Source organism: Bowmanella yangjiangensis (assembly GCF_018531185.1).
GTDB lineage: Bacteria > Pseudomonadota > Gammaproteobacteria > Enterobacterales > Alteromonadaceae > Bowmanella > Bowmanella yangjiangensis.
In genome coordinates, this window is record NZ_JAHDJU010000001.1 from 1,575,355 (window position 1) to 1,596,398 (window position 21,044).

Genomic DNA, 21,044 nt, shown 5'->3' on the forward strand with positions numbered 1-21,044 from the left:
AAAAATGAAATATTTAGTAAAGACCTGTTTGCTGCTGGGAGGACTTGGTCTCAATCTTATGGCACTGGCGAATGTTCCATCCGAGTTGACTACAAATACCTTAGCCGAATACCAAACCTTCGATGCACGCCAGGGAGTGGCGGTGGATGAGCAATATTTTTATGCGGTCAACAGCTTTCGTATTACCAAGCATCGCAAGTCAGATGGCGAACCACTGTTGCAATGGGACGGCGAGTCGGACCAGCATGGGCCATTGATTCATTTGGACAGTGGCATGGTGTGGCAGGGCAAATTGTATGCCTCGCATTCCAATTACCCTAAGTGGCCAATGACAAGTTCTGTGGAAGTGTGGGATACCGCCAGCATGGCGCATGTGGCTACCTATAGTTTTGGCCATGAGCTTGGTTCGTTTACCTGGCTTGACCGGCATGCGGGGTATTGGTGGGGGGCTTTTGCCAATTATGACAAAGTACAAAAAGGCCAGACTCAGGCCTATGGCCTGACCGCCAATACCCAGGTGGTAAAAATGAATGATCAGTTCCAGATCCTGGAAAAATGGCAGTTACCGGCCGGTATTCTCAAACGCATTTCCCCCATGAGCAACTCAGGGGGGAGCTGGGGACCGGATGGACTGTTGTACTTAACGGGTCATGATCATGAGGAAATTTATGTGATGACCTTACCCGACTATGGCAGTGAGCTACGCTGGTTGACCACTATTGCTGCGCCCGGTATGCATGGTCAAGGCATTGCCTGGGAGCGCATCGGACAAGAGCGGGTTTTGTGGGGTATACGTAAAAAAGACCGCAAGGTATTGAAAATGCAAATACCAGCAGTGACACCTGTGCCGGCTAAGGTGACCCAGCCTATTAGAACCGCTGGGCAGTTTAACCGGCAGTAGAGATAATTTGGACAGGCTATTCTGGCCGGCTAGCCTGTCTTTATTACTTTTTGCCGCTTAAGGCTTACTCTTGTACTTTCGCGATGATTTCCACTTCAATCATGGCGGAGGGAGTATATAAACGGCTGATTTGATACCAACTGCTGGCTGGATACTGGTTCTTTGGATAGAAAGCCTTGCGCTTTTCGGCCGCCGCAATCAGCGCATCCATGTCTGTTACGCTAACCCGCTCACTAATTACTAGTCCCATGTTGGAACCATGATTTTCCAAAGTACGTTGAATTATTCGGTACACATTCGTGACTTGTTCAGCCATGTCCTTGCCCTGGGTTGCGATTCCCGATAAATGCAAGGTGTCACCAACGCGCACTACCTGGGCGTACCCTAAGTCTTGCTGTCCGGGGAAGGCATAAGAGCGCTGAAGTTCGCTCGCATGGGTAAACAGGCTGCCAAGCAGTAATAAGCCAGTTAGAAGCAAACGCATATATATGTTCCTGATCATCAAGTCTGCCAGCAGTGTAAAGGAAGGCTAGTGTTGAATAGCTTAAAAAGACCTTAAAAGAGGGCTAAATACAAAGCATCGCAGACGTATTGCCAGGCTATTGGTGAGTTTGGTTTCAAACAGCCTATTAGCGTTTCTGCCAGGTTAGTCAGGTTTGCTCTTCTCTTGAGGCGTTTTTAAGGCTTCCTCACGTTCACGCTGATATTCTTCATAAGACTTATTGGCGTCTTCAAGACATTTGTCGTTAGTGGTTGGCGGTTGCTTCATGCACTCGTGACGTTGTTGCAGACGCAGATTGTCATACAGCCCTTTATTGCTGCAGGCACACAGTGTCAGCAACAGACTTGCACTTATCAGGTCACGAATTTTCACTACAACCTCCATGGGCTTCAAAGTACCTAACTACCAGCAACATAGCATTCTGATTGGAGCTTCTATCAGCATTCGTCTGCATAAAATCAATAATCACCGGCACGTTGAAGAGGGTTTTGGGATCTTTGCAATACAACGCGCTTAGATAATGGGTTTGCTCATTTAAGGTCGCCAGTAGATCCAGTGCACCTCCTACGTAGGCTTGCACAGTCGGATGCTCGCGGCACTTACCCGGTGCGGATTCGCAGATGCTGGCAAACTGGGCCATGGTGAGTGCCTGACTTGGAGAAGCCGTAAACATCAGCATGGTTAATACACTGGTCGTCAGTAATGGCTTGAACATGGATTTTTACTTTCTTGACAAAAATTAAAGTAAAACGATAATTTATCATCTCTAAACAATCAAATAAATTTGGGGAAATTAATGAGTCGTTATTGTTCAATGCTGATAGCCTGGGGCTGTATGCTATTGCTGGTTATTGCACCGGCCGCGTCGATTTACTATCTGTTTGACTTGGGTTCTTTTGCTCATTTGGCCACACAAAGTCTGAATTTGCCCATTCAGTGGCAGAGTGTCGTATCCTGGCAATGGTATGGTTTGTGGGGCATTACCGTGCTGTACCTTGGGGTTGGGCTGGTCGGATTACACTATTTGCGCCGCGCATTCAGTAACTTTGCCAGAGGAGAACTGTTTACTCTCGACAATAGCCGTTATCTACGTGTGTTCGCCGTTCTTCTGTTGACTCAAGCGGTACTTAAGCCGCTGCATTTTGCGCTGGCGAGTCTTTTGCTGTCTTGGAATCATCCACCTGGACAAAAAGTCCTGTCGATCGCGCTCGGAAGTACGGAGGTGAAAGTGCTGGTGCTGGCCATGATCCTTTGGGTGATGAGTGATTTATTGGTAAAAGGTTGTCAGTTAGACGATGAAAATAAGCAGTTTGTGTAAGGAGCCGGCATGGCGATTGTGGTGAATCTGGATGTAATGCTGGCCAAACGCAAGGTGCGAGGCAAAGACTTAGCCGAAGCTGTGGGGATCACTGAGCAGAATCTGTCGCTGCTGCGGACGGGCAAGGTCAAAGGGGTAAGGTTTTCTACGCTGGAACGTATCTGCCAAGAGCTGGATTGTCAGCCGGGAGATCTCTTTGAGTATGTGAAAGAGTAAGGCAGCTAATGATTTTCTGATCACATGTTGAATAGGCTAAGTGGAACTTCAAGCTGATTGCGAGGCGAATAGTGTATTCAGGTAAGAAATAAAAACATCTAATTGCTCCCGGTGAGGGGGGCTAACCCCCGAAAGATGTGCACCTTTAGCGAGAGCAAGCTTAAAACTTCCTAGTTCGTCATCATTCAATTGGCCTGTCTATTTAAAATACGGCTAACCGCCACATGAATAGCAGCTAACAATATTTGACGTCTTATCTCCCTATTACGGAGTGATTTAATATACCTGACTAAGATTTCAGTTTTGCCGGTTTTTATTTGCTTATATGGCTACTCAGCGAAGCAGAAGAGCAGGTAGGAAACGGCCAAAGGTAAGTGTAGTGAGCAAAGATCTGGATAAATGGCATCCTAAGGAGCCTGGCGCTGGTTATGTTGAGGGTGCTGTATGGCACGCAGGTGAGCGTTATATGCACAAAAGAGCTGGTGTGCTTGAGCATATGGAGCTACATGGTAGACGTGTAATTCAGGATTATTTAACGCCTCAACATCAGGAATTTTATGCAGCCTTGCCCTTTCTTGTAGTGGGAACCGTCGATCAGCAGGGAAATCCGTGGGGTAGTATAGTCGAAGGTGAGCGGGGCTTCTTATCGACCCCCGATCCTAAGCATTTGGACATTAATGCGAGTATTGCCATCGATGATCCAGTGCTGCGCGGATTCAAACAAGGAGCTGGCGTTGGGATACTTGGCATTGATTTGCAGACTCGACGTCGTAATCGAATGAATGGTCAGATTCTGGCGAGTAATAATGGCTCGCACCGAATTAAAGTGGTTCAGGCTTTTGGAAACTGTCCCAAGTATATACAGCAGCAATTGTTGGATTTACCCGCCATTCAGTCAACTGCAGAGTTCAGGGAAATGCAAAGCCTGGACTCACATACACTGGCATTGGTTAAACAGGCACACACTTTTTTTGTGGTTAGCTATGCATTCGAGTCAATTTGTCCTGCGTCTACAAAAGCCGTAGACGTATCTTATCGAGGCGGGCTACCGGGCTTCATTAAGGTTCATGAAAACAGCTTATACATCCCCGACTGGCCAGGTAATAACTATTTCAATACGTTAGGTAATATTCAGGTAAATCCCAAGGTAGGACTCTTGTTTGCTAATTTTTCAACGGGAGAACTGGTCCATTTGACAGGAAGCGCACAAATCTTATGGGAGGATAAGATCGGAAATTGGCCGTCCGGGACTCAGTTAGTTTGGAAGTTTGACGTAACATCTGTAATACATCGGCGATTTGCAATCTCCAGTCGATTCCGTTTCGCTGGTATTTCTCCCTATTCAACGAAAATGGGCAAATGGTAGCCAGTCAATGGCTAGTGATGAGGAATGATTACATGTCCGCTAATACTTGTTTTAGTCTGGGGACAATGAAATCAACAAAACGTCGGACCTTCATTGGTATGGCGCCTTGACGAATAAACACCACACTCACTGGCCAAGATGTTGGGCAATAAGAAGTTAGTAATGGCTGCAGACTACCATCATTAAAGCTGGAAGATACCTGGTAGGAGAGCAGACGCGTAATCCCAAGCCCTTCCTTGGCCATAGTAATAGCGGCGTCTATTGAATTGAGACGGATTCTGGGATTCACTCTGACCCCGAAAGCCTTATCGTTTCTGGAAAATATCCACTCATTCGGAGAGTCTAATCCCTCAAAACAAATGCACTGATGCATAATAAGATCTTCTGGCTTATGTGGTGTCCCGTGGCTTTGAATATAACCAGGGCTTGCACAAACCACCTTACTAACTTCGCCAACTCGTTTGGCAATAAGGTTGCTATCCGGCAGTTTCCCTATACGGACTGCTATGTCTACGAAATCTTCATAGAGATGCATATGTTGATCGGCCAGCATCAATCTCAAGTTTACTTCTGGATAATGCTTCAAGAATTCGGTAACCAATGGCAGTACATGTCGTTGACCAAATACAACAGGCGCGGTGATAGTTAGATTGCCTTTGGGTTGAACGTATTCACCTGACGCTGCGCGTTCCATTTCGCCCACCAGTGCAAGAACTTGCCGACTAGACTCCAAATAGTCCTGACCTGATTCGGTAAGACTCAGACTGCGAGTTGAACGAATGATAAGTTGTGTACCCAGATGGTCTTCTAACTCTTTAACTTGCCGACTAATAGTGGTTTGAGGTTTACCCAGTTTGCGGCCGGCTGCAGAAAAGCTCCCGGCTTCTACCACAGCGTTGAACACCATCATTGCATTGATACGGTCCATTTATTTCCCCATAAATTGGCTAAGTGCTAGCTATAAAAGCCCTCTATTTAATCATTATAAGCACTACTACTATAAGGTCGACACGAATGTTTAACCAAAGAGGAGCCAATCATGTCACGTATTACTATTCCTAAATCTATTGCCGAAGCACCCGAACAATCCCAAGCCATGCTTGAAGCTGTCAACCAACAGTTAGGCGTCGTACCTAATTTGTTCCGCCTGGTATCTAAAAGCCCTGTGGCGTTGGAGGGGTATCTTGCTATGTCCGGTGCATTGTCTAAAGGCAATCTATCGGCTGCAACCCGTGAGAGGATTGCCCTTGTTGTTGCGGAAATTAACGGTTGTTCCTATTGCCTGTCTGCACATACTTACTTAGCCAAAAATTTGGCCAAGTTGTCTGATGCTGAAATATTGTTAAACCGCAAAGGAGGTTCACAAGACACCATTGCCGATGCTGCAGTTAATTTCGCTGCTAAAGTCGCTCGAAACCGAGGACAAGTGAGTGCGGATGATCTTGAAGCTGTACGCTCCGCTGGTTATAGCGAAGATCAACTCATTGAAATTGTTCAACATGTTGCTCTCAATACCTGGACAAACTACATCAATGAAGTAATGAAAACGGATATAGACTTCCCAGTTGTTAATCCAAACTAATACTTACCCCCGTCTTTGGCGGGGGATTTCACTTTGTTTGGCGTATTCTGTACCAAATTGTATTCAATGCTTGTTTGTTTTTTGAGATGTTGCGGTTAAATTAATAACAATTAAAACAATGAGATAGGGTTTATCTTTCTTGGGTTTTCATTTGTCTTATTGATTTTGGTATACAGATTTGTATTTGTTATTTAACTCCTGTTGGCTGGTTGAGAATGGATTGTCTTGGCCTGCTTTTTTACCTGTAAAACAAATAATGGTGGCATGTCGAAACAAGTTCATGCCAATTCATACGGTGCGGACCGTCACAGTGGTCAAGGTTATGAATCGCATAAACAACCAAGGCATGATCAATTAAATAATGCTTACCTCAAATGCAGGGCTTTATTGCAGTTCGAACCGTAAAGGTAGTCGAATACTCCGTTCAAAACAGATAGGCGCGGATGTTCTTGCCATTTTTCAAGGCCATATCCCTCTGGGCCAACCACCAACACAATGAATAGGTAGTGGAGATACTGTTGTACTCCATGTTGCGACTGTGCTGGTAACCAATAGGTTAACTGGCTCACCACTAATCGTTCGCTCATCATTTTCTTTTCAATAGTGTTTGTAGACAAATCTGTTTACAAATATGGCATGTGATCTTGATTTTCTATCAGGTGGATAAATAAGATGTTGATATATAGGTGTTTAAATATTTATCTCTGATCTTTATTTATGTAGACAAGTTGGTATACTTTCAATGTTGGTTTATGAGCTTGATATAAGTGTTTATTGACATATCAAACATTTGAAGTTGCCAGGCAGACTTTTTTAATAACCCCCGGAAAGGGAACATGATGAGAGGCGTCATGTTGCTTATCGTTGGAGTTAATTGAGGTTGCGGATATGGATACATTAAATGAAATCTTGAGCCAGATTTCTCTGCAAGCTGATGTGGTTTTTGCTGGAGAGTTGCATGGGGCTAAACATTTTGATGGAAGTGGATTTGTCCATTTAATCGAGTCTGGCTCGCTTAGTTTGATATGTCATGGGCGCCGGGAATTAAAAGTCTGTAAGCCTTGTGTGTTGTTCTTTCCTTCTAGTTGTATTCACACATTGGTCAGTCAGGACGCAGGCCCGGCTAAGTTGGTTAGTGCTGCAATTAAGCTTGATTCAATGGGGGCTGCATTGGTCAATACTATGCCGAGTTTTGTTTATTTCGAGTTATGTCAAAACAACACTGTCACCAACACAATTCAATGGCTATTTAATGAGGTATTCGAAGAGCGATTTGGTCGTCAAACGATGATCGAGAGACTTAGCGATATTTTCATTCTGCAGGTGTTGCGCGAGGCCACACAAAACGGTGTTATTTTGCAAGGCGTGCTGTCAGCGGCGACCCATCCGCAGTTGTCAAAAGTAATCGAAGTCATACATGGCAAGCCAGCCGAAAACTGGACAGTGGAGTCCCTTGCAAGTATTGCAGCCATGTCCCGGTCTAAATTCGCAGCAAGTTTTCGGCGTGTAATTGGGCAAACCCCGAATGACTATATAACCGATATTCGGCTGGGGTTGGCGCAAAAGTTGTTGAAGAAGAACAAACCAATTGGATTTGTAGCTGGCGAAGTCGGTTATGAACATGGTTCTGCGTTGGCGAGGGTTTTTCGCAAGAAACTGGGGATGTCTCCCAGGGAGTGGCTTCAAACGTTACGTTGAGGAGAGAAAAGCCCTTAGGCTGCTCAGATAACAATAGACAGGTTTGTGCTTAATGTTCCTGTGGAAATAACTGGATCTGCAACTCTAGTTAGCAAATAAAAGCCTGGATATTTGCTTAACCTCATTCGTCAAGGTTATTCTTGTGTATACTGTTCAGTGTACTTTCAAGTGATAAGGAAAAGGAGATGGCAGTAAAGAAAAGTAAACGGGATGAGTTGGTTGAAGTTGCGCAAAAGTTATTTTATCAGCATGGCTTCAGAATTACTGGTATTGACACCATCTTGGAACATTCCGGTGTCGCGAAGCGAACCTTGTATAATCATTTTAAATCAAAAGACGAATTGGTCGTCGCTGCATTGAATAAACGAGACCTTGAGTTTATGGCGATGATTAAGAAATATGTCGCCAAATTTGAAAAACAGCAAGAGGGTGATCCGAAGTACGCAAGAATATTAGCGTATTTTGATGCGCTGTCTGAGTGGTTTAACTCGGACAAGTTTAACGGTTGTATGTTCATTAATGCCTCCGCTGAATATCCGAGAAAAACAGATCCAATTCATGTTGTTTGTGAAAATCATAAACGCTTGGTTCTTCAATATATATCAGAGTTGATTTCTGAAATTAAACTTCGTGAACCTGATGAAGTGGCATTGCAGCTTAGCTTGTTATCTGATGGTGCCATTGTCTGTGCGCATACCACTAATATGCTTAATGCGGCAGAAATTGCAAAAACAACCGCCATGCTAGTTTTGAATGCTTATCGAACTTGAAGGTGAACCAATGAGGGTTTGTCCAGAGCTTACTCATTATTGTTAGATGTGTTTAAAGGTTTGAATTGTCAGTGGATAATCTAAGTGAGATTTTAAGTAGGGTATCTTTCAAAACTGAGGTTTTTTTCAGTGGTAATATGTGTGGTATTCAAACCTTAGGTGGCAAAGACAGTGGTCATCTCCATTTGTTGCAGGCTGGTACCCTGACCATCATGACAAATGAAGGACATAAGGTAGTGATGGACAAGCCCTCTGTTATTTTTCTGCCAGGCCCAACAGTGCATAGAGTCATATCAGATGAATCCCATAGTGCCCAATTGGTGTGCGCAACGGTAAGATTTGATTCGGCGAATTATCAATCCATTGTTAGTTCACTTCCACAATTTATTTATTTCCCATTGAAGAAGTTTGAAAAAATTGGTGGCACTGCTGAATGGCTCTTTGAGGAGGCATTTAATAATAAAATTGGACGACAGGCTTTGCTGGACAAGTTAAGTGACGTGTTTCTACTGCAGGTATTAAGAAGCGTCATGGAAAGTGGCGTATTGTACCAGGGCATTTTATCTGCGCATGTTCATCCAAAACTGTCTAAGGTAATTGATGCCATTCATGCGCATCCAACCGAAAACTGGACGCTAGAGTCATTGGCCGATATTGCAGCAATGTCGCGATCTAAGTTTGCTGAGAGCTTTAAGTTAACAGTTGGTCAGACACCATTGGACTATATCACTGATGTTCGTCTGGCTTTGGCGCAAAATCTTCTGAAGAATGACAAACCAATTAGTATTGTGGCCAATGAAGTCGGCTATGAACATGGCTCGGCTCTGGCAAGAATATTTAGAAAGAAATTAGGTTTATCTCCCAAAGAGTGGCTTAAAAATATCCGAGGCTCCTAGCTTAATTTTCCCCTCAATTCTTTTGATTAATAATTTAAACTTCCTTTTGAATAAATTTTCATTCATATCATCCGTTTTGGATTAATGGTTAGAAAAGTAATACGGCTGGATAATTTGTTTTTTCTCTAGATGGTAAACTCAACTTAATAAATTTTTTGGTTGAGTTTAATGTTCAAAAATGCTTTTTTAATCTCTCTGCTTTTTATTTCTTCTTATTTGCCCGCAAATCAGCTTTCGGGTAAATATTTTTCCATTGACTATATTCGCGGTGAGGGAAATGTTGAAGGAATAAAGGTTGCCTATCAAATTCACGGGGATTTCCTTGATGAGTATACATCTTTATTCGATGTGTATTTTGAGTCTAGCGTTAACTTTTGGGAGTATGGTGAACAAAATAAACATGACAAAAATTTTGTCCTATCTTTATCTCCTGTTTTTCGTTACGAAATGGGCGTGATTAATAATAGCCCTGTTCTATTTGAAGTTGGAGTCGGGGTTTCTTTGCTCAATGATACGCAATTCGCAGGCAAAAACGTGAGCACGCATTATCAGTTTGAGGATCGGGTAGGTATTGTATACAAGTATGGCTCTCAACATGAATATACCTTTTCTGTCAGGTATTTCCACTATTCCAATGCTGGATTTAAAAAACCAAACCCTGGTCTGGATTTTATCGCAGTATCTATCGCTAAGAAATTTTAATAATTGCAAATTATAAGGTTAATACTATGAGGAATAAATTTTTTATTGTGTTTTTTATCTCTGCGACTATGTTATCTTCAGTTGATTTAATTGCGAAAGATAGTAATTCCAGGGTGCAAACTCAAGGGTTAGATCATCTAGGTTTGTCAGTGACAGATCTTGGCGCTTCAACACGTTTTTTTACTGAGGCCTTAGGTTGGTCGTTTGTGGGGGAAAATACCACGTATCCATCAACTTTCGTTAGTGATGGTCATATTATGATCTCACTATGGCAAGTGAATAACCCTTTAACTGCACAACGCTTTGATAGAAAAAACAATGTCGGTTTACACCATTTGGCCATATCAGTTACAAGTTTTGAAGCTTTAGATAATCTTTATCAGAAATTGAAATTAGTGCCTGGTGTTGTGATTGAATTTTCACCTGAGATTGCATATGGTGGTCCGGCTAAACATATGATGGTGAGAGAGCCAAGTGGTAATCGAATTGAATTTAAGTTTACTCCCTAGTTTTATTTTTTAAATGTTTACTATTGATTTTGGCGTTTCAAGGTGAGGCGATTTTTTTTAATTTATCCTTTTTATTATTATTTTGATGCTGAATGATTAACTTCAAGTATTATGTTTTCTTGCAGGGCGGTCAGTAACCAATTTTGAAAAGAAAATTCAGTATTGGATATTTTATTCAAAGCCGTATCGATTGAATGTTCTCGGATCAGTGTGAGCCAGTCAAAATGGAGCTTTGAAATAGAAGAAACTTGTAAATTTCTGCCATTCTTATAAGCCATGACATGGTACTGCATAGAATGTTGTGTATTTTCGACAATCTGACGGAGTGCAGTTTGTCGCTGTTTACTGGAAGACAGCATATGTGCGCTGCGAATGTCGACAATAGGGTACTTTGACGTCATTAAGTAAAGAGTCGGGTTAAGGCGTAAAAACAATGTCTCAGGTGAGTATTCGTGCAGTAGCGATAGCGTGCTATGCATAAAGCTAACGTCTTGCTGTCTTAACAATTGATGACATTGGTAATCAAGTTCGGCGCAATCCACAACGAATGGGTAATTTGCAAGAGCGGGATGGCCGTTCATTATTGTAGGTAGTGTTTTCCCCCAAAGTGCCCAGTCACCATGATAAGGTAACTCTGAAGCCAGCAGCCTATCAGCAAAATGGTCCAGTAACTCTGAGCCAATTAGCTGATTGACCGTGGGAAAAGTAATACTAAGAGCGCGTTTTGCTGTGGCACGTAAGTTTGCCTGGTATATGGCCAATCCGTTCGCATCAAAGATGCTGTTTGATTGAGGCTTGAAAATATCAGTAAGTAATTGATGTTGCAGTTGATTCAGGTTATCCATGGTTTAAAACCTCATAAGCAATGGTTCTTGCTTGCATTGCTTGGTTTACCAGAACCTGCCATTCAGGCAGTGAGTTGTCCCATTCTATAAGTGTGGGAATGGCACCGTGATGAGCAATGGTGGCAGCATACAGCGACCAACAGGTTTCAGATACGGCGCAAGCATGGTCATCAACGGCCATGTTTCCCAGGATAGGCGAGCTGAATCCTGCAAGATGAATTTCTTTGATGACATTATGGGGAATGGACTTTATCCAACGTATGCCTGTTTCGAGAGGGGACTCGTCTTTTGCATTGAATGCGTTAACCAATATGTTATTAAGATCCACGAGCAAACCACATTGAGTACGCTCATGTAAACACAATAGAAACTCAAGTTCTTTCATCGTTGAACCTGGCAAGGCCAGGTATGCAGACAGGTTTTCGATGTGTACGGCCCGTCCCAGCTGTTGCTGTATACGATCCAGATTGCGAACCATTATTTGCAAATTTTCCTGGTTGTATACCAAGGGTAATAAGTCACCACTATGTACAGGGGCACCATTAATACTTCCCCAACTGAAAGCGGCATGATCAGATACTAAGATAGGATTTGTTAACTCAATCAAACGACTGAGTTTATTCAGGTAATCGTCGTGCATCGGTGTTGCTGAACCAACACCCATTGCTGTGCTGTGCAAACTCAGTGGATAATGATGAGCAATGTGTTCAAGTTGAGCGTGTAGAGGGCCACCCTGAGCAAAGTAATTTTCAGAGTGAACCTCGACAAAATCCAATTGAGAAGGAGTGTCCAGTGCCTCCTTTAAGTGAGGATGTCGCAAACCAACACCAATCAGCGGTTGCTGTGCGGGTAATTTATGCGAATTCATTTGGACACTCCTTTATATCCCAACAGCTACGAGTTTTTTTGCGAGGCCTTATACTTTTGCTTCGCTTCATCCTTTAACATGCCACCCAGATCTTTACAGGTGCCTTTGGCGACCAATTTCCATTCCCCCGGATCATTGTCGATGGTTGACTGACCGGCACAAGAATGCGTACCTGCCAAGTTGCCACAGTCATTTTGACCGGCTTTGGAAATGCCGTAGCATTTTTCTTTACCTGATGCCTGAGCTGGGGCAGTAAATCCAGCAGCTAAAACTGCTGTTAACGCCGCCCCGACTAATAGTTTGTTATTCATACGATTCACTCCAAATAACTATGGTTAGTAAACAAGAACGTTGCCCATCAACCAACGACTGACTGTTTCATAGGATTGATTTCCAACCATACCTTCAACGGCGTTACCTTTTTCCACCATAAGTAAGGTTGGAACAGAACGCACTTTAAAGTCCGCGGACACTTCCGGTATCTTATCTACGTCTACTTTGACCGCCGTTAAAATACTGGCAAATGCATCCGATACTTTTTCCATCACGGGGGAAAAGCTCTTGCATGGGCCGCACCAGCTTGCTGTTAAATAGACCAGTAGCTGATTGCGCTCAGCAGATAGAGTCTTAAACTCTTCGTAACTTGTGATCTCTCGCATTCTTTTGCTCCTAAGTCGTTGGTTGACAAGATTAATCTGCGTTTAACACTTCAGCATCTTTGCGCTTTATGTCGACCCAAATGTTTTCTGCTGAATTAATGTATCCAGGAATGTCAGTCATCCACTTCTGCTGAACTGTTTTGTTGAGATTCAAGTACAGTTTTCCATCAACAACCTTGAATGCGGTCGGATCGGTATCCAGCTTTTTCTCCAGGGCAACACCCATTGCACAATAACCACCAAACTGCGGAGCGTAACGTTCTGGCGCACTGCGGAATAGATCACGGTTTTCTGCCGATGAAAAGTGATAGATAGCGCCTTTATGTGTTGCGGTAAATTTGTTGGAGCCTTGTACTGCCTTACCCTTTGTGAAATATGCAACGGTGTCATACCCCTTGATGGCAATGTCATTAGCGTCAGCATTCATACCAATGTCCGCAGCGAAGGATAATGTTGATGTAGCCATGCCAGCGGCCAGGAAAAGAGCTTTTGTGATATTCGTCAGTTTCATTTTTCGTTCCTCAGTATTTTAACCATTTATTCTGCTGACCAACGAGTGTTGCAGCATTGAGTGTTAATTTACTTTGCTTTTTATGAATGAAATTACTCAATAGTCTTTTTATTAAAACCTATCGTCCATTATTAAATAATGGCTTTGCGTTTTTTGTGTTTAGTAAAAGAAATAAAGAAGAGTAGATTGGTATGCTAATGATTAGGAAATGGTGAGTTTTAATGGAATGGTTGACTCACCTTTGGGATATATTACCGAGGGAGATGGGTTAAGTATTCTGCTACTGTATTCCATTGGGGATCTTCAGGATCAGATTGCATTGTTGCGCCGAGTATCTTTCCATCTGGGGAAATAAAAACCGTAGTTGGTGTTCCTGTTATGGAGAGTTTGTTTAATCCCAGTTCATCGCCATTAACTAGGGTTTCTAGTTTCAGACCTCTCTCTATAAGAACGGTTTGGGGCATGGCCCCGGTTTTTTCAGACAAGCTTACCGCAACAATTTGCAATCCTTTATCTGCATATAACTCTGCTAACCTATCAAGCCCAGGCTGCAACCGCTTGCAGTAAGGACACCATGTTGCCCAGAAATGCAGTATGAGGGGCTTGCCTGCAAATTGCTCTGAAGACACAAGCTTTCCATCTTGTGTGTAGAGTTCCCACTTTGGCATTGTCTTTGGTAACGAAGGTTGCTGTGCCAAGACCTGAAATCCCATCATGGCGTAAAGTAGAAAGAGAAGTTTTTTCTTCATAATTTATGTTCCAAATAGGAGCGTTTGTCTAACGGTTAGGTTTTAGAAAAATGTTCCTTTTAATCATCTGAGCATCTTTCATTAATTAAATCTAATTTCTCTCATTCTGTTTTGTCAATGCATTACTTTTAAATTGTTTTGTACGAATGAATTAGATGTGTTTTTGGACGTGTGGGTAAAAAATATGGATTTTTGGTTTTTTAAATAGTTTTATTTTTTGAAATGCTGTCTTAATTCCTTGTGTTTTTTAAAGGCTGATTTATGAGAAATTCAAGCGTATTAGATTGTTTTTTTATGTATGACAAAATGTGTCGAGTGGGGACTGTTATGGGGCGTATAAGCTGCCTGATAGTTTTCGTGCTGCCAGGGAAGATAATCGCAGAGCCAATGGCTATTTCATCCGAACCTTATTGTGCCCGAACCGATGTGCATTATGAACCAGAGCAGTTTGCCCAAGTGCTTTATCAAATTGTGTCTGGCTATCCTGATGACACTAGAAATTGGCAATTAATGCGAGAGCTTTTCGCACCCGGAGCCATGATAAAACCTGTTTTCCACAACCAAAACGGCCATCAAGTTGTTGATTTGACGGTAGACAAGTTCATTGAGCTAAACATGACGCTGTTCTCTGATGTTGGTTTCTTTGAAACTGAAACCGAGTCGAAGGTTTATAGAGTAGGGCATTCAGCGACCGTTATTAGTGCATATGAATCTAGGACGTCGCCAGAGTCGGCACCCTATTCGAAAGGTATAAACTCATTTCAGCTCGTCAATGATGGTTACCGTTGGTGTGTGATCTCAGTAACCTGGGATAGTGACAAGGGTGGACATGAATTCGCACCTCTGCAATAAGCCTAGGTAGTTTAAGGAGACGTTAACCTGATTGTAAAGCAACCACTGCGCTGGTTGCTTTATGTATTAATTGTCTTTGGCAACACTGACTATCTGTCTGGGTGATAAGCCGGTTACGCACTTAAATGCTCGGGAAAAGGCTTCTTCTGAGTCATAACCCGAATTAACGGCTAATTCATAAAGTGGAATTTTTCCCTTTTTAAGCTGATGGCAGGCACGAGTAATGCGCCATTCCTTAAGATAGTTTTTGACACTGACGCCAAGCAGTTCCGTGAACTTTGAAGAGAACGCGGAACGGGGCATCAAAGCAACATTTGCCAAAGATGCTACCGACCATTTTTTTCAGGATGCTGGTGAATGGCTTGCAGTGCTGCTCCAATTCTTTTACTTCGCATTGCGGCAAACCATCCTTCGTTAGCTTCATCGGCACAAGCTAACCAATGCCTGATGCTTTGAATCAACATTATTTCAGCCAAACGGATGATGATAGATTCACTTCCTGCATAAAGTTGTTGAGCTTCGTACCTGATCATGTCAATGGAGCTGCTGAGCCTCTTCTCGATCGCATTGTTAGGACGACCAAGGTGGATAAAATTTGGGGAGAAGGTCAAACTCTTATCCATCTTAACTACAAAGTCGTAAAAAAATTCTGAGCCTATATGAATATAGGCACCTTAGGTTACCACCTTAAATTCTCACCATTTAGACGCTTTGTTGCAATATATGTACGATTGGCAGGCCTGGGTTTACCCGTCGTTGGTAAGGTATGTCTGGTGATGTATTTCACTGAATGCTAGTAATTTTGGTAAACCATAGGGGGTATAAATGAACAGTTATTTAAGCAGGTTTTTAATTGGCTACGGCTCAATATCAAAACATTTAAATGTGCTGCAAAGTGTGTTTTTAGCATTTTCTAGGTTGTATGTTGGGTGGGTCTTTTTTTCTTCTGGTTTAACTAAGCTGGACGATTGGGAATCGACTCTTTTTTTATTTGAATACGAATATCAGGTTCCAGTTTTAAACTTTGTTATTGCCGCGTATCTGGCAACCGTGGGCGAAATCATTTTACCTGTACTGCTATTTGTGGGCTTAGCTACTCGTTTTAGTGCAATAGGATTGAGCATAGTTAATGTCGTTGCTGTCATTAGTTTGGAAGAAATTGCCCCGGCAGCATTGAATGGCCATATCATCTGGGGGCTGCTGTTACTTCAAGTTGTTGTATGGGGAGCAGGTAAGCTCTCTATTGACAGACTGTTGATGGCACGAATAGCTAAAAATAGCTGTCAGGTGAATGTTCTTGCCTGTGAGACTCATTAATTCCAATGCTGTACGTTCTTAATGATGGGGAAAAGCCAATGCAGTAAGCCCCGGTTGTACAACTTAAAACAGGGGATTGCTGCATTCCTCAACATTACCTTCACTATGAACATAGTTTGGAAACTATTCAAAAAGTTGCAGCAGATTGTACCTTTGATCCTCGTTTCCCAATATTTATCGGTGAAGAAAATGGTGAATTATACGTACAGGTTGGGATAGTGGGATATGATAATTACGGGACGGTTTCAATACAAAGTAAAAGGAAAATTGTTTACGGAAGAAAGTGGCGAATTGAAAGAAATATTCCAACCTCGGAATTAGTTCAAACAGTATTTTTGGCCATAAAAAAGGCACGCGAACATGAAGTTCGTGAGTTATTTAAACTGAGCGTTAACGGAAAAACCGCAACACCGTTAAGTAGCCACCAGGACTTACCATTAATGTCCAGGCATGCTGAAAGGTTGCAGAGAAAATATCAACAACAAAGTATCTCAGTCTTTTCAAAATCTGCCACGGCGCTGTCGGATAGACTCTGTTTTGACGGTCATGACATTCGCTTTGTGTGTATTGAAAAACGTTCATCCGGTCAGGTTCTTATCGATGGTAGGTTAGTTTGTCGCGGGGTAAGCCAGTTACCTGAAAATACGGAGACTTCCTTTTTACTGGTGTTAGAACAGGCAGATATCAACATTTTATTTCACGAGCTTATGAACAAATTTATACAAAGAAGTGATCGCTACGTAGAGGAACTGTTTGCGTATAAAGGATACCGACGTTTTAGTCGTGATACTTGTATACATGCCGTTGCGGAGCTCTCTTTAGATACAAGGGATAAAAGCCATATTAAAGATGCGCAGTTTTTACATGTGCTTAACGCTGCAAATTATGCAAATGACAAAACTAGAATACCCTGTCTGGGGAATAGTGATTATGCCAAGTATGTTGTCCAACATCTATCCAGCTTCGGTGAACTAGAAGGCATCTTGCCGCAGTTAGACTTTTAACTGCATTGAGTTGACACTGCCAAATTCATTGAGTTCTTGGTGCTCACGGGCGCAACACTGTGAAGGTATTCGTTGACCGGCTCTCGCATTGAGTTAAACGCAGTCTCAACAATGGTTTTTTGTTCCGGTTGTCGCAAAAACAAGCTTAACTATACTGAACAAAAAGATATTTCGGATTTTTGGCAGTGGACAGCAAGTTAACTTCAAGACGGCAATTTATCAAACAATTGGCTTCGGTTGGGGCCGTGGGTGCGGCAGTGACTAAAGCACCCTTTGTCTTTGCCAAGAAAAATATCACCCTTCGGGTAATGGGCACGCATGTCACTTTGCAGGAAGAGTTACGCCAGCGAGCCATGAAAGAGCTCGGTTTTAATATCACCTATGAGCCCAATGGCAGTGCAGCAGTGCTGCAAAAGGCTGCTTCCAATCCTGGCTCTTTTGACCTTTACGAACAATGGTCTGATTCAATTAATGTGTTGTGGCATGCCCGTGCCATTCAACCTATTGAGATTGAGCGACTTAACTATTGGTCTGAAATAAACGCCCTGACCAAAACCGGCAAGCTAACCTCGCAAGCAAGAGAGGGGGCCGGGGATGCCCCGAACAAGATCTTGTTTGTGCAACCCAATAACCATTTGGGCAGTCAGCCGAGCAACCGAATCAGTTTTATGCCTTATGTGCACAATGTGGACTCCTTCGGTTACAACAGCAATCTGATCCCCGCCGGCGTGCCTTATGATACTGAGTCTTGGGGTTGGTTACTGGATGATAGTAACCGAGGGCGTGTGGCGTTGGTAAATGCCCCGACTATTGGTATTTTTGATGCCGCGCTTGCCGCGCAGGCTAAAAGCTTAATGACGTTCAATGATATTGGCGATATGAGCGTACAAGAGCTGGATACCTTGTTTGACATTCTGATGGAGAAAAAGCGTCAAGGGCATTTTGCAGGTTACTGGACTTCCGTGCCGCAATCGGTTGAATTTATGGTCAGCAAGCGCGTCTCGATTCAAAGTATGTTTTCACCTGGTGTCAGCTCATGCAAGGGGCAGGGTGTGCCGGTAATTTATGCGTCTCCTAAGGAGGGCTATCGAGCCTGGCACGGGGTTATGTGTCTTTCATCCAAAACAACAGGCTATGTGCAAGATGCCGCCTATGACTATATGAATTGGTGGTTGTCTGGTTATCCCGGTGCTTTTATTGCCCGTCAGGGATACTACATTTCCAATCCGGAACGTTCACGGCCATTGATGACCAATCAAGAGTGGGATTATTGGTATGAGGGTAAGGAAGCCACTAGCGCGTTAAAAGGAACCGATGGACGAGATTCGGTTAAAGCCGGAGAGCGTCGTGACGGGGGGAGCTATCAAACGCGTTTTTCCAACATTGCGGTTTGGAATACGGTGATGAAAAACTATGACTATAGTCTCGATAAATGGTATGAGTTCTTAAACTCCTGAGCAGCATAGATGGAACAGTTCTCCAAATACTCTATTGGGCTGAAGATTGGCCTCGGATTCTTCCTGGCATTGGCGCTGTTTTCAGGTATTTACTTGTTCTTACTTTCTAAGGTATGGGAAATAGAGAGCTCTGTCGACAGCCTGCTGAGGATCTCCAGTAACTCCACATCCGTGCTGGAAATTAATAAAGATATTGTTGAACTGCAGCGAAATGCTTCGATATATAGTTTAACTACCAGTGAAAGTGTTTTCACTAAAATGATCGATACCTATCACAGTATCGAAAATCGTTTGGAGGAAGTCAGGCTAAACACCCAGCGAGCAGCATTGCTCACCTTGATTGCCAATATGCAGTCAGTAGTCAAACGCTATGGCGAGAACATATCGGCTTTAAAAAGCCGTTTGCAGTACAAAAATGACCTGACTCAACGGCAACTTCCCGCCATTTTTACCCAAGGTAAAGCCATATCTGAAGAACTAATCAAAAGTGCGGGAAATGATGCCGACCGGTTTGTGGCAGCGCAGCAACTATCCCGCTGGTTAGAAGCCCATCTGAATTCGAAAGCCTTTCTGGAGACACGCAAATATTCACTGCGAGAAGAGGTTAAAAGAGAGCTGGCCGAAATAAAGAAGCTCGAACTAGCGTATAGCGCTGAGTTTTTGGCCTCGCAAAAGCAAAAAATACAGCGCATCAGCCTGTTTAGTGACGAGTATCTGGAAGTATTTGAGCAAGGGGTGCAAGCCAACCGAATCTATTTGTCCTTGGTGAATGTGGTGATGGCGGGAGATGCGGTGGAGTTCACTACATTGTCTAATCAGCTTAAAGCCGAATCTTTGTCTTTACTGGCAGACATTAAAGACCAGGGCCGAGGCCGAGTGGAAGACGCGGAAACCATCCTCAAAGCGGCCATTTGGGTCTCTCTGTTGTTATTTTTCACACTGGCGGTTTTCTATCACTTGCATTTCTCAATTGCCATTCGACGTCTGACCCGCGCTTTCCAGCGTTTTCTTGCGGATGATTTCACCCCAGCCGTGCCGGGTATGGAAAGGCGCGATGAAATAGGCTTTTTGGCTAAAGCCGCGAATCAGTTTAAAGAACTGAGTAAAGACCTGAAATCCGCTAAGGAGCAGGCGGAGCACGTGACTCGCATTAAGTCAGAGTTCCTGGCTAATATGAGCCATGAAATCCGTACGCCAATGAACGGCATTTTAGGCATGATAGCCCTATTGGAGAGAACTGAACTGGATCCTAAGCAGCGGGATATGTTGAAGATCATCAGCTCGGCCGGGGACAGTTTGCTAACCATTCTCAACGATATTCTCGACCTAAGTAAGATTGATTCAGACAAGGTGGAATTAGAGGCAGCCCCCTTTGACTTCAACCAGGTACTGCAAGAGGTGGGATTCTCTTTTGCTTCTGTTGCTAAGCAAAAAGGCATTGATTTTCGCTATCCACAGACATTGACTGACGTGCCAAGGTGGCTGGTTGGCGATGTTACCCGGTTAAAACAGGTACTTAACAACCTTATCTCTAACGCCATTAAGTTCACTGAATCCGGTGAGGTGGAATTACAGGTAAAACTGCTTGAACTTGTCAATGGCAATGCAAAAGTCCGTATCTCTGTTAAAGATACCGGGATCGGTATTTCAAAAGAGAGTCTGGATACCCTGTTTCAGGCTTTCTCTCAAGCTGACACCTCTATTACCCGGCGTTTCGGTGGTACCGGCCTTGGGCTGACTATTTCCAGCAAGCTAGTGCTAATGATGGGCTCTGAGATTCAGGTAGATAGCCAGCCCGGTGTTGGGTCCTGCTTTTACTTTGACCTCTTACTTGCTGTTAGCGAGCGTTGTGATCACGCCGTTGAAGAAAACGTGGTGACCGAGGAAGACAGTAATACCCGCATTTTGCTGGTGGAAGACAATGATATTAACCAGATGATAGCTCAGGCCATGCTTAAAGAGCTTGGCTTTAAACGGGTTGATGTCGCGGAAAATGGGCAAGTAGCCTTGAATATGGCCAGCGACAATCGTTATGACTTAATACTTATGGATGTGCAAATGCCCGAGATGGATGGTATTCAGGCGACCAGTAAATTGAGGCAGATGGAGCGCTATAGCTCGGTGCCTATTATTGCCATGACGGCCAACGTACTTAAGGAAGAGCAGCAAAGCTGTTTTGAGGCTGGCATGGACGATTTTGTCGCCAAGCCCATCAATATTGAGCTACTGAAATCTGCTATTACCAAGCATTTGAGTGCTCAACCATCGTTAGTTGTTATGCCTGGATAAGGCGCCTTGCGCTAGTGTGATAACAGAACCTTG

At 43.4% G+C, this 21,044-nt stretch carries 27 protein-coding genes; 15 read left to right on the top strand and 12 right to left on the bottom strand.

Annotation, left to right across the window (positions count from 1 at the left end; genetic code table 11):
• Nucleotides 1-4 precede the first annotated feature (4 nt).
• Entirely contained in the window at nucleotides 5-901 is an 897-nt protein-coding gene (locus KJY73_RS07070) for a hypothetical protein (protein ID WP_214341989.1), read from the top strand.
• Nucleotides 902-965: 64 nt separating this feature from the next.
• Here the strand turns inward: KJY73_RS07070 and KJY73_RS07075 are convergent, their stop codons facing one another.
• The 3 genes from KJY73_RS07075 to KJY73_RS07085 all read right to left on the bottom strand — a co-directional run bounded on the left by KJY73_RS07075 (nucleotide 966) and on the right by KJY73_RS07085 (nucleotide 2,118).
• Complete coding sequence (locus KJY73_RS07075) at nucleotides 966-1,385, bottom strand: RidA family protein (protein ID WP_214341991.1); 420 nt, start codon at nucleotides 1,383-1,385, stop codon at nucleotides 966-968.
• A 162-nt stretch (nucleotides 1,386-1,547) separates the two neighbouring features.
• Nucleotides 1,548-1,775: a hypothetical protein gene (locus KJY73_RS07080; RefSeq protein WP_214341993.1), complete on the bottom strand. Its 228-nt coding sequence runs from the start codon at nucleotides 1,773-1,775 to the stop codon at nucleotides 1,548-1,550.
• The gene (locus KJY73_RS07085; protein WP_214341996.1) at nucleotides 1,762-2,118 is read right to left on the bottom strand and encodes a hypothetical protein; all 357 of its coding nucleotides are present in this window, start codon (nucleotides 2,116-2,118) and stop codon (nucleotides 1,762-1,764) included. The genes KJY73_RS07080 and KJY73_RS07085 overlap by 14 nt, the downstream gene beginning before the upstream one ends.
• An 81-nt stretch (nucleotides 2,119-2,199) precedes the next feature.
• On the opposite strand from KJY73_RS07085, the gene KJY73_RS07090 reads away from it, so the two are divergent.
• The 3 genes from KJY73_RS07090 to KJY73_RS07100 all read left to right on the top strand — a co-directional run bounded on the left by KJY73_RS07090 (nucleotide 2,200) and on the right by KJY73_RS07100 (nucleotide 4,303).
• A complete protein-coding gene (locus KJY73_RS07090; protein ID WP_214341999.1) occupies nucleotides 2,200-2,721 on the top strand; it encodes a DUF2975 domain-containing protein in 522 nt (173 codons plus the stop codon).
• Nucleotides 2,722-2,730: 9 nt separating this feature from the next.
• Nucleotides 2,731-2,937, top strand: coding sequence for a helix-turn-helix domain-containing protein (locus KJY73_RS07095; protein WP_214342002.1), 207 nt, complete (start codon nucleotides 2,731-2,733; stop codon nucleotides 2,935-2,937).
• A gap of 379 nt (nucleotides 2,938-3,316) precedes the next feature.
• The gene (locus tag KJY73_RS07100) at nucleotides 3,317-4,303 is read left to right on the top strand and encodes a pyridoxamine 5'-phosphate oxidase family protein (RefSeq protein ID WP_214342005.1); all 987 of its coding nucleotides are present in this window, start codon (nucleotides 3,317-3,319) and stop codon (nucleotides 4,301-4,303) included.
• A gap of 28 nt (nucleotides 4,304-4,331) precedes the next feature.
• On the opposite strand, the gene KJY73_RS07105 is transcribed toward KJY73_RS07100, so the two are convergent.
• On the bottom strand, nucleotides 4,332-5,231 hold the full coding sequence (locus KJY73_RS07105) for a LysR substrate-binding domain-containing protein (RefSeq protein ID WP_214342008.1): 900 nt from the start codon (nucleotides 5,229-5,231) through the stop codon (nucleotides 4,332-4,334).
• 111 nt (nucleotides 5,232-5,342) lie between these two features.
• Here KJY73_RS07105 and KJY73_RS07110 point away from each other — a divergent pair, with 111 nt between their 5' ends.
• From KJY73_RS07110 to KJY73_RS07135, 6 genes are all read left to right on the top strand, one after another.
• Complete coding sequence (locus tag KJY73_RS07110; protein ID WP_206593661.1) at nucleotides 5,343-5,885, top strand: carboxymuconolactone decarboxylase family protein; 543 nt, start codon at nucleotides 5,343-5,345, stop codon at nucleotides 5,883-5,885.
• 888 nt (nucleotides 5,886-6,773) lie between these two features.
• The gene (locus KJY73_RS07115; RefSeq protein ID WP_214342011.1) at nucleotides 6,774-7,583 is read left to right on the top strand and encodes a helix-turn-helix domain-containing protein; all 810 of its coding nucleotides are present in this window, start codon (nucleotides 6,774-6,776) and stop codon (nucleotides 7,581-7,583) included.
• A gap of 185 nt (nucleotides 7,584-7,768) precedes the next feature.
• Nucleotides 7,769-8,353: a TetR/AcrR family transcriptional regulator gene (locus KJY73_RS07120; protein WP_206593659.1), complete on the top strand. Its 585-nt coding sequence runs from the start codon at nucleotides 7,769-7,771 to the stop codon at nucleotides 8,351-8,353.
• A gap of 71 nt (nucleotides 8,354-8,424) precedes the next feature.
• Complete coding sequence (locus KJY73_RS07125) at nucleotides 8,425-9,249, top strand: AraC family transcriptional regulator (protein ID WP_214342013.1); 825 nt, start codon at nucleotides 8,425-8,427, stop codon at nucleotides 9,247-9,249.
• Nucleotides 9,250-9,417: 168 nt separating this feature from the next.
• Nucleotides 9,418-9,951: an acyloxyacyl hydrolase gene (locus tag KJY73_RS07130; RefSeq protein WP_214342016.1), complete on the top strand. Its 534-nt coding sequence runs from the start codon at nucleotides 9,418-9,420 to the stop codon at nucleotides 9,949-9,951.
• Nucleotides 9,952-9,977: 26 nt separating this feature from the next.
• Nucleotides 9,978-10,460: a VOC family protein gene (locus KJY73_RS07135; protein WP_232848417.1), complete on the top strand. Its 483-nt coding sequence runs from the start codon at nucleotides 9,978-9,980 to the stop codon at nucleotides 10,458-10,460.
• A gap of 77 nt (nucleotides 10,461-10,537) precedes the next feature.
• Here KJY73_RS07135 and KJY73_RS07140 read toward each other — a convergent pair whose 3' ends face one another.
• From KJY73_RS07140 to KJY73_RS07165, 6 genes are all read right to left on the bottom strand, one after another.
• The gene (locus KJY73_RS07140; RefSeq protein WP_214342019.1) at nucleotides 10,538-11,305 is read right to left on the bottom strand and encodes an HvfC/BufC N-terminal domain-containing protein; all 768 of its coding nucleotides are present in this window, start codon (nucleotides 11,303-11,305) and stop codon (nucleotides 10,538-10,540) included.
• Nucleotides 11,298-12,173 carry a DUF692 domain-containing protein gene (locus KJY73_RS07145; RefSeq protein WP_214342027.1) on the bottom strand — a complete coding sequence of 292 codons (876 nt, stop codon included), beginning with the start codon at nucleotides 12,171-12,173 and terminating at the stop codon, nucleotides 11,298-11,300. Before KJY73_RS07145 ends, KJY73_RS07140 begins: the two co-directional genes overlap by 8 nt.
• Nucleotides 12,174-12,199: 26 nt before the next feature.
• Nucleotides 12,200-12,484 carry a BufA1 family periplasmic bufferin-type metallophore gene (locus KJY73_RS07150; RefSeq protein WP_206593654.1) on the bottom strand — a complete coding sequence of 95 codons (285 nt, stop codon included), beginning with the start codon at nucleotides 12,482-12,484 and terminating at the stop codon, nucleotides 12,200-12,202.
• 24 nt (nucleotides 12,485-12,508) lie between these two features.
• Nucleotides 12,509-12,832, bottom strand: a complete 324-nt coding sequence (locus tag KJY73_RS07155; protein ID WP_214342030.1) for a thioredoxin family protein — start codon at nucleotides 12,830-12,832, stop codon at nucleotides 12,509-12,511.
• Between the two features lie 31 nt (nucleotides 12,833-12,863).
• On the bottom strand, nucleotides 12,864-13,343 hold the full coding sequence (locus KJY73_RS07160; protein ID WP_206593652.1) for a YHS domain-containing (seleno)protein: 480 nt from the start codon (nucleotides 13,341-13,343) through the stop codon (nucleotides 12,864-12,866).
• Nucleotides 13,344-13,594: 251 nt separating this feature from the next.
• On the bottom strand, nucleotides 13,595-14,092 hold the full coding sequence (locus KJY73_RS07165; RefSeq protein ID WP_232848418.1) for a TlpA family protein disulfide reductase: 498 nt from the start codon (nucleotides 14,090-14,092) through the stop codon (nucleotides 13,595-13,597).
• A gap of 261 nt (nucleotides 14,093-14,353) precedes the next feature.
• Here KJY73_RS07165 and KJY73_RS07170 point away from each other — a divergent pair, with 261 nt between their 5' ends.
• On the top strand, nucleotides 14,354-14,944 hold the full coding sequence (locus KJY73_RS07170) for a hypothetical protein (protein WP_214342033.1): 591 nt from the start codon (nucleotides 14,354-14,356) through the stop codon (nucleotides 14,942-14,944).
• A 66-nt stretch (nucleotides 14,945-15,010) separates the two neighbouring features.
• Here KJY73_RS07170 and KJY73_RS07175 read toward each other — a convergent pair whose 3' ends face one another.
• Both KJY73_RS07175 and KJY73_RS07180 read right to left on the bottom strand, forming a co-directional pair.
• Complete coding sequence (locus KJY73_RS07175; protein ID WP_214342036.1) at nucleotides 15,011-15,265, bottom strand: helix-turn-helix domain-containing protein; 255 nt, start codon at nucleotides 15,263-15,265, stop codon at nucleotides 15,011-15,013.
• A gap of 5 nt (nucleotides 15,266-15,270) precedes the next feature.
• Nucleotides 15,271-15,567, bottom strand: a complete 297-nt coding sequence (locus tag KJY73_RS07180) for a cupin domain-containing protein (RefSeq protein ID WP_214342039.1) — start codon at nucleotides 15,565-15,567, stop codon at nucleotides 15,271-15,273.
• Between the two features lie 202 nt (nucleotides 15,568-15,769).
• On the opposite strand from KJY73_RS07180, the gene KJY73_RS07185 reads away from it, so the two are divergent.
• The 4 genes from KJY73_RS07185 (at nucleotide 15,770) to KJY73_RS07200 (ending at nucleotide 21,011) form a co-directional block, all read left to right on the top strand.
• Nucleotides 15,770-16,261 carry a DoxX family protein gene (locus tag KJY73_RS07185; protein WP_214342042.1) on the top strand — a complete coding sequence of 164 codons (492 nt, stop codon included), beginning with the start codon at nucleotides 15,770-15,772 and terminating at the stop codon, nucleotides 16,259-16,261.
• 116 nt (nucleotides 16,262-16,377) lie between these two features.
• Nucleotides 16,378-17,265 (top strand): hypothetical protein, encoded by an 888-nt coding sequence (locus KJY73_RS07190; protein ID WP_214342045.1) that lies wholly within the window; start codon nucleotides 16,378-16,380, stop codon nucleotides 17,263-17,265.
• Between the two features lie 185 nt (nucleotides 17,266-17,450).
• A complete protein-coding gene (locus KJY73_RS07195; RefSeq protein ID WP_214342048.1) occupies nucleotides 17,451-18,722 on the top strand; it encodes an ABC transporter substrate-binding protein in 1,272 nt (423 codons plus the stop codon).
• A 9-nt stretch (nucleotides 18,723-18,731) separates the two neighbouring features.
• Nucleotides 18,732-21,011 carry a response regulator gene (locus KJY73_RS07200; protein WP_214342051.1) on the top strand — a complete coding sequence of 760 codons (2,280 nt, stop codon included), beginning with the start codon at nucleotides 18,732-18,734 and terminating at the stop codon, nucleotides 21,009-21,011.
• Nucleotides 21,012-21,044: the final 33 nt, after the last annotated feature.